The organism is Pseudomonas sp. gcc21, assembly GCF_012844345.1.
Lineage (GTDB): Bacteria > Pseudomonadota > Gammaproteobacteria > Pseudomonadales > Pseudomonadaceae > Halopseudomonas.
In genome coordinates, this window is sequence record NZ_CP051625.1 from 1,168,583 (window position 1) to 1,182,078 (window position 13,496).

Consider the following 13,496-nt stretch of genomic DNA (forward strand, 5'->3'; position numbering starts at 1 on the left):
CGTCAGATGAGTCAGACTGGAACGTCGATCGGTTTTATTTTTATGATTTTGCGTACTTGAGCCTGGTTGACCAGCCAGCCAATCAGCTCGGCAAAGTTGATATCCTCCGTGCTTTCTATGCTTTTTCGCGCAGCTTCCAGGCTGGCGATCATCGACTGGATTGCTTGCAAATCAGTGAAGTTGGCCGTGGAGCGAGCCATCAGCGAAACCGGTTCGAGAAGAGCGTCAAAGGCGTCCTGCTGCACTACGAGGCGTGATAGCCGGCTTAGCTGCTCGCGTATGTGTTCCGGCTGCTCTGACGGGCTTAGAAACCCGGCCAGGTTGAGAATTCGGCGCCCAAGACGCTTGCTTGCAGTGGTGTCGTGGAGGAGCGATTCGAGCTGTTCTTTGATGAGGCGGTCCATGGTGATCTCCTGTAAAAACAAGGAGCATCATCGCTGGCAGATGCGACGTAGCGCGTCGCATCTATGGTAAGAACAAAGATCTTCGTTTGTTTGGGGGACGCCCCTTTTAGTATCTGACAATAACTGCAAGGAAGAGAAACGATGAGCACGGAATTCGACCTACAAGTTTATGCGAACGCCTATTACGATAGGATCAAGCCGGGTGACGGGAATGAGTACCCTCGCTTAAAGGCTTGGGAATTCATCTACGAATATATCTGGAATGACGAGAGAAGTTGGCAGGATCTGATCGGGAGAGAGCAGATCGACACGACTGCTCTGCATATTGGATTCTACCTGGCAAATTGGGGCATGTTTCGCGGGTCATCAGGGCTGCTCCAGAACAGCAACTTAGACCTGATGAAAACTCTTGCTAGATTGCTTTTTTCTGGTCGTGGCCTCGACGTGCTGGAGTTAGGGCTTGACGATTTCGCCTCCGGCGCTCCTGGGCTCAAGGAAAATCAACAAAACCTAGACGCGTTGCTCCAGTCTTTGGAAGCGCTTAGCTCCAATGTGTCCTGGACAACAACGTTGAAAACAAAAATATTGATGGGCGTCTGGGGGCAATTCCCAGCCTTGGACAGATTTTATGTCGCAGCTTGCAGAGACCTTTTCCCTCGCCGCGCTTTTATCACCACTGCAAGCGGCAAAGGGCTAACTGCGTTGGCCACCCTACTAGAGGAGCAAAGCTTCGAAATACCTTCTTTTAGTACTGCCACACGGGGTCTTCCTTACCCCACCGCCAGGGTGATAGATATGGCGCTGTTCGAGTATGGCTTGCAGTTGGGGAACGCACGAGTCGCATTTATTGCGAAATAGCGCTTACGGTGCCGGACTAGCCACAGGACTCGAAGTCGACGCATCCCGCTTCTGGCAAGTTTGATGCCTCGGACAACTCAGAGGTGGGACTACCGGTATTTGTCAACGTAGTTGTCGCGTAGACCATACTTTTATGCAGCCTGTAGCTGCGGTTCTTCTTGCAGGTTTTGCTGCTTCTCTGGATTGAGTGTTACTTCCCTCACAGCGTCCCAGTTTCGCGTATTCCTTGACCATCGTTCCGGGTGCGCTGAGCGTGCCTGTTGATACAGCGAATGACGCTTTGCCAAGATATCCACATCCAGGCGCAGATGGCGCTCCGCTGGCGTCACGAAGCGGATCCGGCTATGCCGGTGCTCGTGGTTGTACCAGTACATGAAAGTCCCTGACCCAGGCCCGGGCGTCATCCAGGCTGGCGAAGCCGTTCTGCGGCCATTGAGGGCAGTACTTCAATGTTCGGAACAGTGATTCCGAGAAGGCGTTGTCATTACTTACGCGGGGCCTGCCGCGCGAAGGCGTGACGCCAAGGTCATACATTTTGGTTAGCAAGGTCGCAGACTTCATGGGTGCACCGTTATCAGAATGCAGCACCAGCGGCTCACGCAGGCATTTTTCGCTGAGAATGCTGCGTTGCAACAAGGCGGCAGCCTCTTCGCCAGACTCGGCGCTGTGCACCTCCCAGCCAACGGCTTTGCGGCTGTAAATATCTTCAATCAGATACAGGTAGTAATACTGACCACGCACCGGCGATGGCAGATAGGTAATGTCCCAGGACCAGACCTGGTTGGGCTTTGTGGCTACATGTGTTGTGGGCGCAGGATGCCGACGAGGCGGTTGGCTGCGGCCACGACGGTACTGCTGATCGGCGGCGTGCAGCACACGGTAAAAGCTGCTTTCAGAGCCGACATAACGACCTTGGTCAGCCAGTCGCGGCACAATTTGGCTTGGCGGCAAATGCGCGAACTCTTCGCTGTTGCACAGCTCCAGAATGGCCTGACGTTCTGCCTTGGTGAGCGCATTAGCTGGTACGGGGCGTATGGCAGTGGTACGGCCGTCAGGCTTCATGGTGTTCTCTTGAGTCCAGCGCTGGAAGGTGCGCAAACTGATGCCCAGCTCACCACACGCCGGCTTCTTGCGTGCACCGTTGGTGATGGCCTCAGTGAGCCATTCGACATAGTTCTGCCTGACTGGCAGCAAGGTCATATATCCTCGCTGTCGTCGCCCCGGTAGGCATTCAGCTTTTTTCGCAACACCAGCAGTGCGGCGGCTTCGGCCAAGGCCTTCTCTTTGCGGTTGAGTTCACGTTCCAATTGGCGGATGCGTTTCTTGTCTGTCTTGGCCTGCTCACGATCAGCTTGGCTTTGCGTCTTGGCGCTTTGCTGGCCGGCCAGACAGGCGGCTTTCCAAGCCTTTACTTGTTGTGGATAGAGACCCTTGCTGCGGCAGTACTCACTCAGCTCAATCTCTGACAATGCGGCGGTTTCAATAACGACCGCCAGCTTGGCTTCTGCCGACCAGTTGTCAGTCAGCTTTTGATCTCCCGGCACAACAGCTCCTCCGGCTTTGGCTTGTTTGCGCCAATTATAAAGCGTCTGCTCGCAGATACCTTCCTGCCGGGCCAACTCAGCAACAGACAGGCTGTGCGGGGGCAACAGCTTTCTCAGCAGGGCTTCTTTTCGCTCTGGTGCATAACGTGGCATTGCATGACTCATACCGTCCCCGGGATTGGATTCAAGTAAAACGATCAAGCGACAACTACCCTGACACCGGGGGCTACGTCGGGCTTTCCACCGGCAAAAGATTTTCAATAACATTGCCACCATTTTCACTAAAGATATGAAAATATCAGCCGAAAAAGGGCATGGGGTTGCCTAGACAGCGAGAGTCGGCGAGCTGAACAACATTCGCCTGTACTACAAACCCCTAGACGCTTGCTTCAGCAGCCTTCACCAATCCAGACAGGAACAGTCGTGAACGACAAAAGTGCTATTTTAATTCTGGAAGCCCCATGGGGTCTCTACGAAGGTGATATCAACCGCAGCTCCGTCGAGCCTTTCTTCCAAGGGCTGGCCAAACAATCGTCCGACATCGAGGTTCTTCATTCCCGATTCTATGATGGCAATAGTTTTAAGCGGGCATTCGAGGCGCTGACCAGGTACAAATATAAAAATGCCATCGTATACGTGGCCGGGCACGGCGATGGTCAGCGCGTCGGTGGCGCCAAAATCCTCGACATAATGGTCGCCTGCAATCTGGGAGCAGCCGCCTCAAACATCACCGGAGTGGTATTAGGATCCTGTTTGTCTAGCGGCGGGGCCAAAAGGTCGCAAGCTAACATCATCAATGTCCTTATCCAGGAATCCAACTTGGCTTGGGTGGCTGCGTACAATTGCGTCGCTTTCTGGCACGAGAGTACGATGGTTGATCTCTCAGTGATTCGTCAAATGATCATGGCCGAAGAGTCGCATTTCAACTCTCGCGAGGGGATCGTCGCACAACTAGCGATGGGTATCGAATGCTTCAGCCCGCAGGCGCCGATTGGCCGACCTGGCTCGACTGAAGGCGGACTAACGAGCCTAAAGACAGGCGTGTCGTTTTTTGCGCAGCCCCGAGGTCGCGGCAACAGGTCTCGCTGCGTGACGGAGGAAGTATGGGATTTCTGGAATGATTTCCAAGTCCTCGGCGAAGATGATGAGTTGGCGGCTGAGTTCTATTGAGAAATGTCCCCCGGCGCGTATCGGGGGATACCATCAGCCGGGGATAGCCCAAGAACCCCATGACGTCGGGGATAAAGCCTTAGGACAGATTTCAGACTTACGCTATCCCCCCGCAAGATAAGGTTTTCAACATTTCAATGCTGATAGATCGGCCTTCCTGTTCAGACACAAGAGCCGAGGACTCATTGATAACGGATCCGAGCTTGAGCCCTTGGGACGAGCACCAGTACAACTAAGCAAGGTTGTTCCCTTCTGCACTAAGGTCATCCAAAAACTCTGAAGCTGGCTTCACGCTGGTGACCAACAAACGGTCCCGAGCGCGTGTACAGGCCACATAAAGCAAATGGCGCTCTGTATCGTAGACCTCTTCCAAGTCAGCGTTATCCGCAACCGACTCGATCCTCTCTTGCAGCGGTATCACCTCATCGTCACAAGCCATCACCACTACAGCGCGAAATTCGAGCCCTTTAGCCAGATGCATTGTGCTGATGGTCATCATGCCCGTAACAGTTTCCATCTTTTCGTCCAGCACTTGATAAGGCAGTCCAGAGGCATCTGCTGCAGCCTTGGCACGCACCACCTGTGCTGGGGAACGTACAAATATGCCAATTTCATGTGCCGAATAGCCCTCACTCATCAGAGCCTCGAGCCAGCTTGCGACTGCGGCAATCTCGCCCTCTTCGCTTTCAAACAGACGCACTGTTGGACTGGGCCCGTTAAACACCGAAACGGTTCCACGTCTGTCATCGAGATTGCCATCAACGTCCGTCACTTCCGGCCCCAGTAGACGATCTGCCTGCTGACGGATCTGATGGGAGGTGCGGTAATTAATGCGTAGAGACTGCGACCGACCCCGAATATCGACACCCAGTGACTTCCAAGAGAATGGAGTCTGGAAAATGCGCTGTCCCAGGTCTCCTGCGAAAAACAGGCTATTAGGGCGATCCTTATCCAGAGCGGCCAGAAATCTCAGTTGCGCCACGCTAATATCCTGAGCCTCATCTACTACAGCAACGTCATAGGGAGGATGCTTGCGCTCCGACAGTTTGTTCGCCAATTCGCTGAACAGTTGCGAAGAAGTAATCAAACCTTCGCGCGCCAAGTGCAACTTGACTGCCGAAAAAACGTGCCACAAGATCTCACGTTGCGCCTCTGGCAGGCGTGTCTTCCGGCCGAGACGCCTTACGTCCAGGTAATCTTCAAGTGTTTGCAATTGCCAGGCATCTACCACGTCCTCCCATTCTCCCAGCATAAACCGCTGACTAAAACGCAAACCCTCAACTTCTGCACTATGTGCCGCGATAGCTTGTTCAACCTGCCGACGAGTGGCTACATTTGGCACTCCCACATGCACCCCGTACAAGCGCTTCCCTACTTCCTCGATGGCCGCCACATCCAGACGCTCAGCTAAACGAGGCTCATTGCTGATAAGGCAGTGAAGTTTCACACGCAAAGCATTGGCCAAAGTATCGGAAAAAGTCGTCAACAACACTCGCGCATTCTGGTTCTGGCGAGTCAAATAAACGGCCCGGTGTAAAGCGACGATAGTTTTACCCGTACCAGCTGAGCCAGAAACTCGGGCCGGTCCGTTGTAGTCTTTTTCCACCAATTGGCGCTGAGCTGGGTGCAAAAATACCGACCATTTATCCCACGGGTAGTCTAACGCTCGGGCCAGCTCATCGGCATCGGACATAACGCGGAAACGACGTTGTGCATCCGGATGCTCGAAGGGATCCACACCTTCAGGTGCCACAACTGGCAACGTCGGCTGACCACCAGTTGCCAACTCCAGTAAAGCCTCGGCGGCCTCGCTGGGCAAATGGTCCGCTAGTTGCAACAAGCTGTCCTCATCAGCAGCTAGCACATCACTCAACCACTCACTAGGCACGCCGTACGAAAGCAACGTTTCATCTTTCACCCCAGCAAATAATTTCGGCTTGGGCTCAGCAGCTACAACGCCTGTGATGTAGTCAGGCACCAAAATCTTCTGAACAGTCTCACGAATTTCCACTAGCTGGGCTGCGCCGGTTTTTGGGTGCGTCTCCAGCTTGCGTCGCTCTGCCCATTGATAGGCTTTGTCGTGGTGGTCGACATAACACAACAGCAAACTATTCGTGGCTTTATGCACAATCAGACGAATATCGCGGGTTACGCGCACCGACCAAAAGTTTTGGTCTTTCGACTTTTCCAGTTTGTGGAAATTCATACCGGAATTTGCCGGGTTCATCTGTAAATCAAACGCCGTCGTCTTTACCTGCTTCTGCTCGTCACCAGTGAGTTTTGACAAACTGGCGGTGAAGGTATCAGCTATCCTGAAGTTCATCACATTGCTACCTCAATCGGAATGCCAATCTGACTGGCAACTGTAATGTAGAGATCCTCTTAATAGAAAATGCGCTTATCGAAACGGTCAGCGCACGCAAGGAGGATTGAATCCTTTCAATGCCGTACCAGTCATCCTCCAGCCCAGGGCAGAGTAAATCCGCTATGACATCCGGCTAGTAAGGTCTGCCGTTATACGCCTTCCAGGTGTCACTAGAGCAGAGTCCTGAGTTGTTCAGGACAGCCCGTATTGATTTGCCCTAGCGACTCACCCTCATACCCTGAACACCTTCATAACCTCATCTCCCAGGTGATTAATGACTTTTACCGCAATACGGCCGGACTTGGGCTTGGCGAACGGTCTCGAAGTGTCACTGTTGAGCGAGGCCCAAGCGTCTTGGTTGATTTCGGCTTTGAGCGTGGTTTTCAGGGACTTGTAGGGGTCGTTGGCGCCGAGAAAGTAGGCCTGACGAACGAAGAAGGATTCTTCGTTATAGTCGGTGTCGATAAACCAGCAGGCGATGCCGTCGGCGGAGTCGCTGATGACTTCACCGGTTTGGGGTTTGAACACGTCTACGCCGTTGACCTTGACTTGTACCTGAATCACACCGGGTTTCGTGGAGGCCTCAACTCTTGAGAGAATGAGGCATGAAGAAATCCAACAGCTACTCCCCTGAAGTCCGTGAACGTGCTGTACGCATGGTTCTGGAGAACCTGAAGGACTACCCCTCCGAATGGGCAGCCATCGAATCGATTGCGCCTAAGATTGGCTGTGTCCCGCAGACGCTGCATGGCTGGGTGCGCAAACATCAGACTAATACCGGCCAACGACCCGGTCAGACAACTGACGAGCGAGAGCGCCTTAAGGCTCTGGAGTGTGAGAATCGAGAGTTGCGCAAGGCGAACGAGATTCTGCGCCTGGCCAGCGCTTATTTTGCCCAGGCGGAGCTCGACCGCCGCAACAAACCCTGAACGCCTTTGTGGATGAGCATCGTGACCGTTATGGAGTCGAGTCGATCTGTCGCGTGATACAGATCGCTCCGTCTGGTTACTACCAGTATGCAGCCAGAGCGCGCCAACCCGAGCTACGAAGCGCACGTGCTAAGCAGGACGAGCTGTTGAGCGATGAAGTCCAGCGTGTCTGGGATGACAACATGCAGTGCTACGGCGTCGTGAAGGTGTGGAAGCAACTCAAGCGAGAAGGCATTCACGTCGCCCGATGTACTGTGCAACGGTTGATGCGCCGGCTTGGTCTACAGGGCGTTCGGCGCGGTCATGTGATCCGTACCACGATGCCTGATGAGAAAGCGGTCTGCCCGCTCGACAAAGTCCAGCGTCACTTCCATGCTGGTCGACCAAATCAACTGTGGGTCTCAGACTTTACCTACGTTTCTACGTGGCAGGGCTGGCTCTACGTGGCGTTCGTTATTGATGTCTTTGCTCGGCGAATTGTTGGCTGGCGTGTGAGCAACAGCATGAAAACGGATTTCGTTCTGGATGCCTTGGAGCAAGCCCTCTACGCCCGTCAGCCAGGCCAAATGGACGGCCTGGTTCACCATAGCGATAGGGGTAGCCAATACGTCTCTATCCGTTATACGGAACGTCTCGCTGAGGCTGGAATAGAGCCCTCTGTTGGCAGCAAAGGAGACAGTTACGACAACGCTTTGGCAGAAACCATCAACGGTTTGTACAAGGCGGAGCTGATTTACCGGCAATCCTGGCGAAGCCTGGAAGCAGTGGAAATCGCCACCTTGAGATGGGTTCACTGGTTCAACCACCAGCGCCTACTGGGTTCGATCGGATATATACCGCCGGCAGAAGCTGAGGCAAACTTCTACCAGCAACACAACGGTCAGGCTATGGCGGCCTGACTTAAATGAAATGGCCTCCATAAAACCCGGTGTGATTCACATCAGCTGACTTCCAGCACCATAAGGTAACGCTTTTTGACACTGATGTTGCGCCAGATAAAATCTCAACCACCCCCAGTGCCTTGATTCGCTCTCCTTCATCGTTGTCTTACCGGCAAATTGACCCGCAGTCGGTCTGATGCTCACGCCCTGGCTATCCGGGCGTCTGCGGGGCACCGATCCTTGCCAGCACCGCTTCAATGGCTGCCCCCAACCAGTACGTGCCTACTCCTTAGGTGTTGGCACGTTGCTCAGCAACAGGTAATTAGGACGTCACAAATTCTGTTTTCCCTGTTCCTTTGTGATCATCCCCACTAGATCCATGTACTTGAATAGGGAAGCCCAGTCAGGGACTTTCCCCGTTTCCAACAAGGTCACATATGCCGATTTATATATCGCGCTTAATGAGTATCCAAAACCAGCAGTAATAGCACTCGCCACACCTGCATTAATAACCTGGCCAAAAATAGGTATGAGCTTAGTCAGGCTTGCCGCCATCTGGCGCCCCAAAAGCGACAGTATCTGCGACTTCAGCAGCACTATCGCACCTGCGTCCAGGGTGCTAAACCCATAGATATTGGCAAGCCGCGCCGCCAGCGCCAGCTGAATGGGCAGTAATGCTACAGAATCCGACATTGGGATGGGGTTTAATCCTGCAGCGCCACCAGCCGCTGCAGCCGCCATCAAAACCGCCTGCGTGGCCTGCTTTTCTTTCATTGGGATATTACTTACTTGCGCGCCAACAAAAGCATCTTTCAGCTTTTCTGCTGGTAAGCTCTCCGCGCTCCACTCAATCAGCGAACTCAGCTCCAGGTCTTCTTCGAGAGTCGTCGACGTTTCAAAAACTGGGCTATCAATACCTGCGTTCCTAAGCTCTCTTTTAAACGCGGCAGCAACTACACCCTGATTGTTTTCATCAAGCTCATCGCCATCACACTGAGTTAGCACCACCGCAAGATTCACATTCCGCCCAGCTAAGTCTTTGAGGTTCACCACATCATATTCAGTGACCCGATGACTGTTGACGGAAATGCAGTACCAGAAAAGATGAATTTGGTCTTTTAGGCTGAGCTTGGCAAGGCGGTCAACCTCAGCAATGACTACAGATCTAAAATTGTCGTTATTTACCTCACCATCAACAATTTCGTAGCCCTCACTGTCGTAAACCACCACAGGCAAGTTCTCTTTTTCAAACCGCTCACAACCTTTGGTAACGGGCCTACCCGAACCGACCTTAGCCACCTCTTCACCTAATACCCGGTTTATCAAGCTGCTTTTTCCAACGCCGGTTCCGCCCACCAGCATCAAGTTAACCTTAGCGACATCGTTAACCTGCTTGTCGAACTCTGCTTGCAACGCTTCCTCCTGCTTCATAACTTTCTCCTTGGATTCATTAGCGATAACACTTGGTGTGCTGCAGACCGCTGGATATCAACCTCGTTGTAGGCCTTATCCAATACGGCTCCCATTTCGGTCTTCATGAAAGGTTTGAGGCGAGCCACGACCATCGATATTCTGGATGCTGCGGCTAGAGCTTGCCAAAAGTCTCCATTTTCCAGCGTGTTGACTTCACTATTCAGCCTTTCTTCGAAAGCTGTTCCTGCGTCTTCCATCGCGCTATCGACCCGTTGACGGATATTCGCAACGATTTCGGAGGTCGTTATCTTAGATCTCGACCTCTTACCAAGAGCGTGCAAAAAGCTATCGATGGACTTATTCATTTCGTTGAACTGCGCTGACTCAACAGATAACAGGTTGTCAAAGTCAAAGCCAAGAAGAGTATCCATGTCGAAACTATCCCCTTGTTGAATGAAGCCCCTCATCATATTGAAAAGGCTTAGCTCTGACTCACTAAGCGCAGTGATACATGCTTTTTTTCCCACTGTGATTTCTAACTGCAAGCGGTCACAAACGGCGTTAATCAAGGCGCCAGCCAACTCCGTATCCAGCCCACTGACAAGGCTATCCAGCACAGCCTCACGACCGAATTTAGTGCTTAAACCTGAGCGCTTTCTTATAGCAACAGAGCATACCTGGCTCACCGAAATACCAGGGCAACTTGCCTCCAGACAGGCTTGCATCGCCAGAATTTCTTCCGGCTTCGCTTTATCACACATAGTCAGAACGACTTGAACCGGAAAATTTCTGTAATTAAGCTTATTTATCAGCCTTAACTCCGCGTCTTCGATCCGAGCCGACGCAGCATTAAGAACATAGATGGCCGAATGCAGCCACTCTTGCGGCATCGTTTCAGAAGAAGGAGATCTTTCCTCCAGAAACTGATCTAGAAGTAACTCCCACTTAACGAGGTTCGTCGCCTCTATACCTACAGTATCAAATAAATTCAAGATAAAATCTTCGTATTGCACAGAACTAGATATGAAATGGTCACTCCAACCTGTAACTGGCCGGCCATTGCCTGTGGCGAAGACGCTTTCATTAAAAATATAATTACAGAAGCTGCTCTTCCCTGCGCCAGACTTTCCTACCACTAATATATTCACATTTGCTTCTGTCATATACACTCCATTAGATCACGCTCACAACATCAACTCAGGCTTGCTAGAGGTTACTTTACAGATTCCAATCGCACCTTAATGAGCGCATTTTTTCGAACGCAAAAGAGAACGAGTTATGCCTGAGGCATCTGTCATCGAAGCAAACAAGACCGCTTAGTCCGTCCTTGTTTATCTGTAAAATCCATCTCATCGACCCTGCAACGAAATAGGCCACATCAAATTTCCTGCCGCTGATGGAGCTTCCAGTCCCTATTTTCGTCTCGTTTGAGCGTGTATCGCACACGCAGGCTAGGGCAGCAGTTAGCGTCGTCTCTTCCGTGCTCGAAAGCCTCAAGGACGATGACATCACTGGTATTGGCCACAACGCTCTCGAATGAACGGCTATAGAATTCAAATTCTGCAGGCGGCGAAGAGTCCCGAGCGTCAACATAATAGCTATTGCCCGCGCCCACTTTGACAATGGCTAAATTTACTCCAACGGTTCCGGACCCGCCGGCACAACCTACATCGCCGCTCCAGATCACGGCAAACTCTGCATCTTCTCTGGCGTAATAATCCGTCCAAGGCTGTAAGGTCAGGAACGACCAAATACCGTATTCGTCCTCCGTGCAAGCTACAGCGTTGGCATAGTTTTTGGTGACAGCGATGGCTGCAGCCTGAATTTCAGCCTCGCTAGGAGGCTTAGGGTCGCTTGCGAAGGAAATCGCGGGGAATAAGAGTCCAGCAATAAGAAGTGCATTCAGTTTGTTCATCTTAGATTTTCCTTTCCATTTCGCGGCAAATATTGCCCAGACCACCCGGTAACAGGTTCCCTGTCCTCATTTACTAGCCCGGAGAGGCCATTACCAGCAGGATGTAGTCATCAAGTCGCAAAGAGCTGCCCTGCTGACAATCCATTCGCGGTCCCCGGCTAACAAACGTGGGCCGGGCGCATGCATATCATATAGCGCTCGCGCGCCTATTTCTCTGCCGTAGCAACCTGTCGAATACGGGCAACAGCTACAACATTGCTCGAAAGGTCCGACATCCTGTGTCGCATCGAAGCTAATTTCGTTCTGATGGCCAAATGATGCTTTAGATTCGCGCCGGGTGGAAGCCCGTTCACAGTGAGACTTTGGTCACAAAACTTTTAAGGAGCTATCTGGTATTGGTTGATATATCGACATCTTACTTTTTCATTCAGCCTGAGTTCGAGGAGAGAGCAGAAATGCGGAGACAAAAATGCCCCGCATCAACCGTTCTCAGGTTGCGGGGCATTTTGTTGGGTATAAATCAAATAGCGCTACAAGCTATTGATTTACAAGGATTAGTGGCGGAGGGACAGGGATTCGAACCCTGGGTAGGCTATTAACCTACGCCGGTTTTCAAGACCGGTGCATTCAACCGCTCTGCCATCCCTCCACGGCCGGCAATACTACCGGAAACTTCATTCCAGTCAATGGTCTAAGCGATGCTTATAGCAAATTCCTCGCAAATAGTTGTCACAGCTCTGTCGGGTCGGCTTGTTGCACTCTGTGACAAAAACGAGGCGTGCAATATGCCTGTAGGGCGCGGGATTTCTTGATTTGACGCGACTAACCGGTATGATCAAACCGATTAAAGGACCTCTTGTTTGCAACCATTGGAGCTTGAACATGAACACCCAGCAACGAACTAACACTCTCCAGCATTCGGGAGTGAACGAGGCGGAAGTCAGCAAGCTGTTCCGCAACACCTATAGTCTCTTGGCCATGACGCTGACATTCAGCGCCTTGGTTGCCTTTGGCTCCATGACCTTGAACCTGCCGCATCCGGGCATCATCATCATGCTGGCCGGCTTCTATGGTCTGTTATTCCTGACCACTAAATTGCGCAACTCGGTATGGGGCTTGGTCAGTACCTTTGCCTTTACCGGCTTTCTTGGTTACACGCTTGGTCCGATTCTGAACATGTACCTGTCGCTACCTAACGGTGGCTCGCTGGTAACATTGGCGCTGGGCATGACTGCTCTGGTGTTCTTCAGCCTGTCGGCCTATGCGATTCTGACCCGCAAGGATTTCAGCTTCCTGTCCGGGTTCATCATGGCTGGGTTTGTGGTGTTGCTGTGCGCAGTCGTGGCGAGCTTCTTCATCCAGATCAGCGGTCTGCAGATGGCGATTTCCGCAGGCTTCGTACTGTTCTCCTCTGCTGTGATCCTGTATCAGACCAGCGCGATCATCCACGGTGGCGAAGACAACTACATCATGGCGACGATCACCTTGTTCGTATCCATCTATAACCTGTTCCTGAGCCTGCTGCAGCTGCTCGGCATCTTTGGTGGCGACGACTGATCAGGTACTTGGAGTTATACTACCGGGGCCCGCTTAACGCGGGCCTCCTTGTTTTCAGCGTCGAGAGTCTATGAAATTCGCTATTGCTCTGCTCGCCGGCCCGCAGGATCCGGCCGCCCGAAGCGCACTCAGCTTCGCCAAGGCGGTAATTACCGAAGGTCACCAGATCAGCCGGCTGTTTCTTTACCGGGACGCGGTGCATCTTGCCTCCAACCTGGGAGTTCAGCCGCAGGATGAATCCGATATAGCCGTCGAGTGGCGCCAGTTCATCGCTGAACACGAGCTCGACGCGGTGGTATGCATTGCTGCCGCCTTGCGCCGCGGCGTGCTCAATGAAGACGAGGCCCAGCGCTGGGAGCGTCCGGTTGCCAATACCTGCGCACCATGGGAACTGTCCGGCCTCGGGCAATGGGTGGACGCCCTGCAAACGGCTGATCGCGCCGTCACCTTCGGTACCTGA

Annotated in this window: 11 protein-coding genes, 1 tRNA gene, 1 pseudogene and 1 other annotated feature; of the genes and pseudogenes, 5 read left to right on the top strand and 8 right to left on the bottom strand. The window is 52.5% G+C overall.

Annotation, left to right across the window (positions count from 1 at the left end; all coding sequences use genetic code 11):
• Nucleotides 1-11: 11 nt before the first annotated feature.
• A complete protein-coding gene (locus HG264_RS05520) occupies nucleotides 12-404 on the bottom strand; it encodes a hypothetical protein (protein ID WP_169406718.1) in 393 nt (130 codons plus the stop codon).
• A gap of 141 nt (nucleotides 405-545) precedes the next feature.
• On the opposite strand from HG264_RS05520, the gene HG264_RS05525 reads away from it, so the two are divergent.
• Entirely contained in the window at nucleotides 546-1,262 is a 717-nt protein-coding gene (locus HG264_RS05525) for a hypothetical protein (RefSeq protein ID WP_256663783.1), read from the top strand.
• Nucleotides 1,263-1,393: 131 nt separating this feature from the next.
• Here HG264_RS05525 and HG264_RS05530 read toward each other — a convergent pair.
• Nucleotides 1,394-2,959, bottom strand: a pseudogene (locus HG264_RS05530) (IS3 family transposase).
• A 270-nt stretch (nucleotides 2,960-3,229) separates the two neighbouring features.
• On the opposite strand from HG264_RS05530, the gene HG264_RS05535 reads away from it, so the two are divergent.
• Nucleotides 3,230-3,976, top strand: coding sequence for a hypothetical protein (locus HG264_RS05535; RefSeq protein ID WP_169406719.1), 747 nt, complete (start codon nucleotides 3,230-3,232; stop codon nucleotides 3,974-3,976).
• Nucleotides 3,977-4,208: 232 nt separating this feature from the next.
• Here HG264_RS05535 and HG264_RS05540 read toward each other — a convergent pair whose 3' ends face one another.
• A complete protein-coding gene (locus HG264_RS05540; RefSeq protein WP_169406720.1) occupies nucleotides 4,209-6,299 on the bottom strand; it encodes a 3'-5' exonuclease in 2,091 nt (696 codons plus the stop codon).
• Nucleotides 6,300-6,572: 273 nt separating this feature from the next.
• Nucleotides 6,573-6,905 carry a hypothetical protein gene (locus HG264_RS05545; RefSeq protein WP_218573046.1) on the bottom strand — a complete coding sequence of 111 codons (333 nt, stop codon included), beginning with the start codon at nucleotides 6,903-6,905 and terminating at the stop codon, nucleotides 6,573-6,575.
• 41 nt (nucleotides 6,906-6,946) lie between these two features.
• Between HG264_RS05545 and HG264_RS05550 the strand changes: the two genes are divergently transcribed.
• A protein-coding gene (locus tag HG264_RS05550) for an IS3 family transposase (protein WP_169406721.1) occupies nucleotides 6,947-8,169 on the top strand; the annotation gives its coding sequence in 2 pieces (ribosomal slippage) (nucleotides 6,947-7,232 and nucleotides 7,232-8,169; 1,224 coding nt in all).
• Nucleotides 7,225-7,341: a sequence feature (AL1L pseudoknot), on the top strand. It overlaps the preceding gene by 117 nt.
• Before the next feature lie 312 nt (nucleotides 8,170-8,481).
• On the opposite strand, the gene HG264_RS05555 is transcribed toward HG264_RS05550, so the two are convergent.
• The 4 genes from HG264_RS05555 to HG264_RS05570 all read right to left on the bottom strand — a co-directional run bounded on the left by HG264_RS05555 (nucleotide 8,482) and on the right by HG264_RS05570 (nucleotide 12,128).
• Nucleotides 8,482-9,582 (bottom strand): GTPase, encoded by a 1,101-nt coding sequence (locus HG264_RS05555; protein WP_169406722.1) that lies wholly within the window; start codon nucleotides 9,580-9,582, stop codon nucleotides 8,482-8,484.
• Nucleotides 9,579-10,727 (bottom strand): GTPase domain-containing protein, encoded by a 1,149-nt coding sequence (locus HG264_RS05560; protein WP_169406723.1) that lies wholly within the window; start codon nucleotides 10,725-10,727, stop codon nucleotides 9,579-9,581. The genes HG264_RS05555 and HG264_RS05560 overlap by 4 nt, the downstream gene beginning before the upstream one ends.
• Before the next feature lie 215 nt (nucleotides 10,728-10,942).
• Nucleotides 10,943-11,479, bottom strand: coding sequence for a hypothetical protein (locus tag HG264_RS05565; RefSeq protein ID WP_169406724.1), 537 nt, complete (start codon nucleotides 11,477-11,479; stop codon nucleotides 10,943-10,945).
• 558 nt (nucleotides 11,480-12,037) lie between these two features.
• Nucleotides 12,038-12,128, bottom strand: a tRNA-Ser gene (locus HG264_RS05570).
• Nucleotides 12,129-12,361: 233 nt separating this feature from the next.
• Between HG264_RS05570 and HG264_RS05575 the strand changes: the two genes are divergently transcribed.
• Together HG264_RS05575 and tusD are read left to right on the top strand one after the other, a co-directional pair.
• Nucleotides 12,362-13,036 (top strand): Bax inhibitor-1/YccA family protein, encoded by a 675-nt coding sequence (locus tag HG264_RS05575; protein ID WP_178102804.1) that lies wholly within the window; start codon nucleotides 12,362-12,364, stop codon nucleotides 13,034-13,036.
• 70 nt (nucleotides 13,037-13,106) lie between these two features.
• Nucleotides 13,107-13,496 carry a sulfurtransferase complex subunit TusD gene (gene tusD, locus HG264_RS05580; protein ID WP_169406726.1) on the top strand — a complete coding sequence of 130 codons (390 nt, stop codon included), beginning with the start codon at nucleotides 13,107-13,109 and terminating at the stop codon, nucleotides 13,494-13,496.

Bases quoted from the DNA above. Each gene is read 5' to 3' on its own strand.
- HG264_RS05520 (WP_169406718.1), bottom strand. From the start codon at position 404: ATGGACCGCCTCATCAAAGAACAGCTCGAATCGCTCCTCCACGACACC.
- HG264_RS05555 (WP_169406722.1), bottom strand. From the start codon at position 9,582: ATGAAGCAGGAGGAAGCGTTGCAAGCAGAGTTCGACAAGCAGGTTAAC.
- HG264_RS05540 (WP_169406720.1), bottom strand. From the start codon at position 6,299: ATGAACTTCAGGATAGCTGATACCTTCACCGCCAGTTTGTCAAAACTC.
- tusD (WP_169406726.1), top strand. From the start codon at position 13,107: ATGAAATTCGCTATTGCTCTGCTCGCCGGCCCGCAGGATCCGGCCGCC.
- HG264_RS05525 (WP_256663783.1), top strand. From the start codon at position 546: ATGAGCACGGAATTCGACCTACAAGTTTATGCGAACGCCTATTACGAT.
- HG264_RS05560 (WP_169406723.1), bottom strand. From the start codon at position 10,727: ATGACAGAAGCAAATGTGAATATATTAGTGGTAGGAAAGTCTGGCGCA.
- HG264_RS05575 (WP_178102804.1), top strand. From the start codon at position 12,362: ATGAACACCCAGCAACGAACTAACACTCTCCAGCATTCGGGAGTGAAC.
- HG264_RS05565 (WP_169406724.1), bottom strand. From the start codon at position 11,479: ATGAACAAACTGAATGCACTTCTTATTGCTGGACTCTTATTCCCCGCG.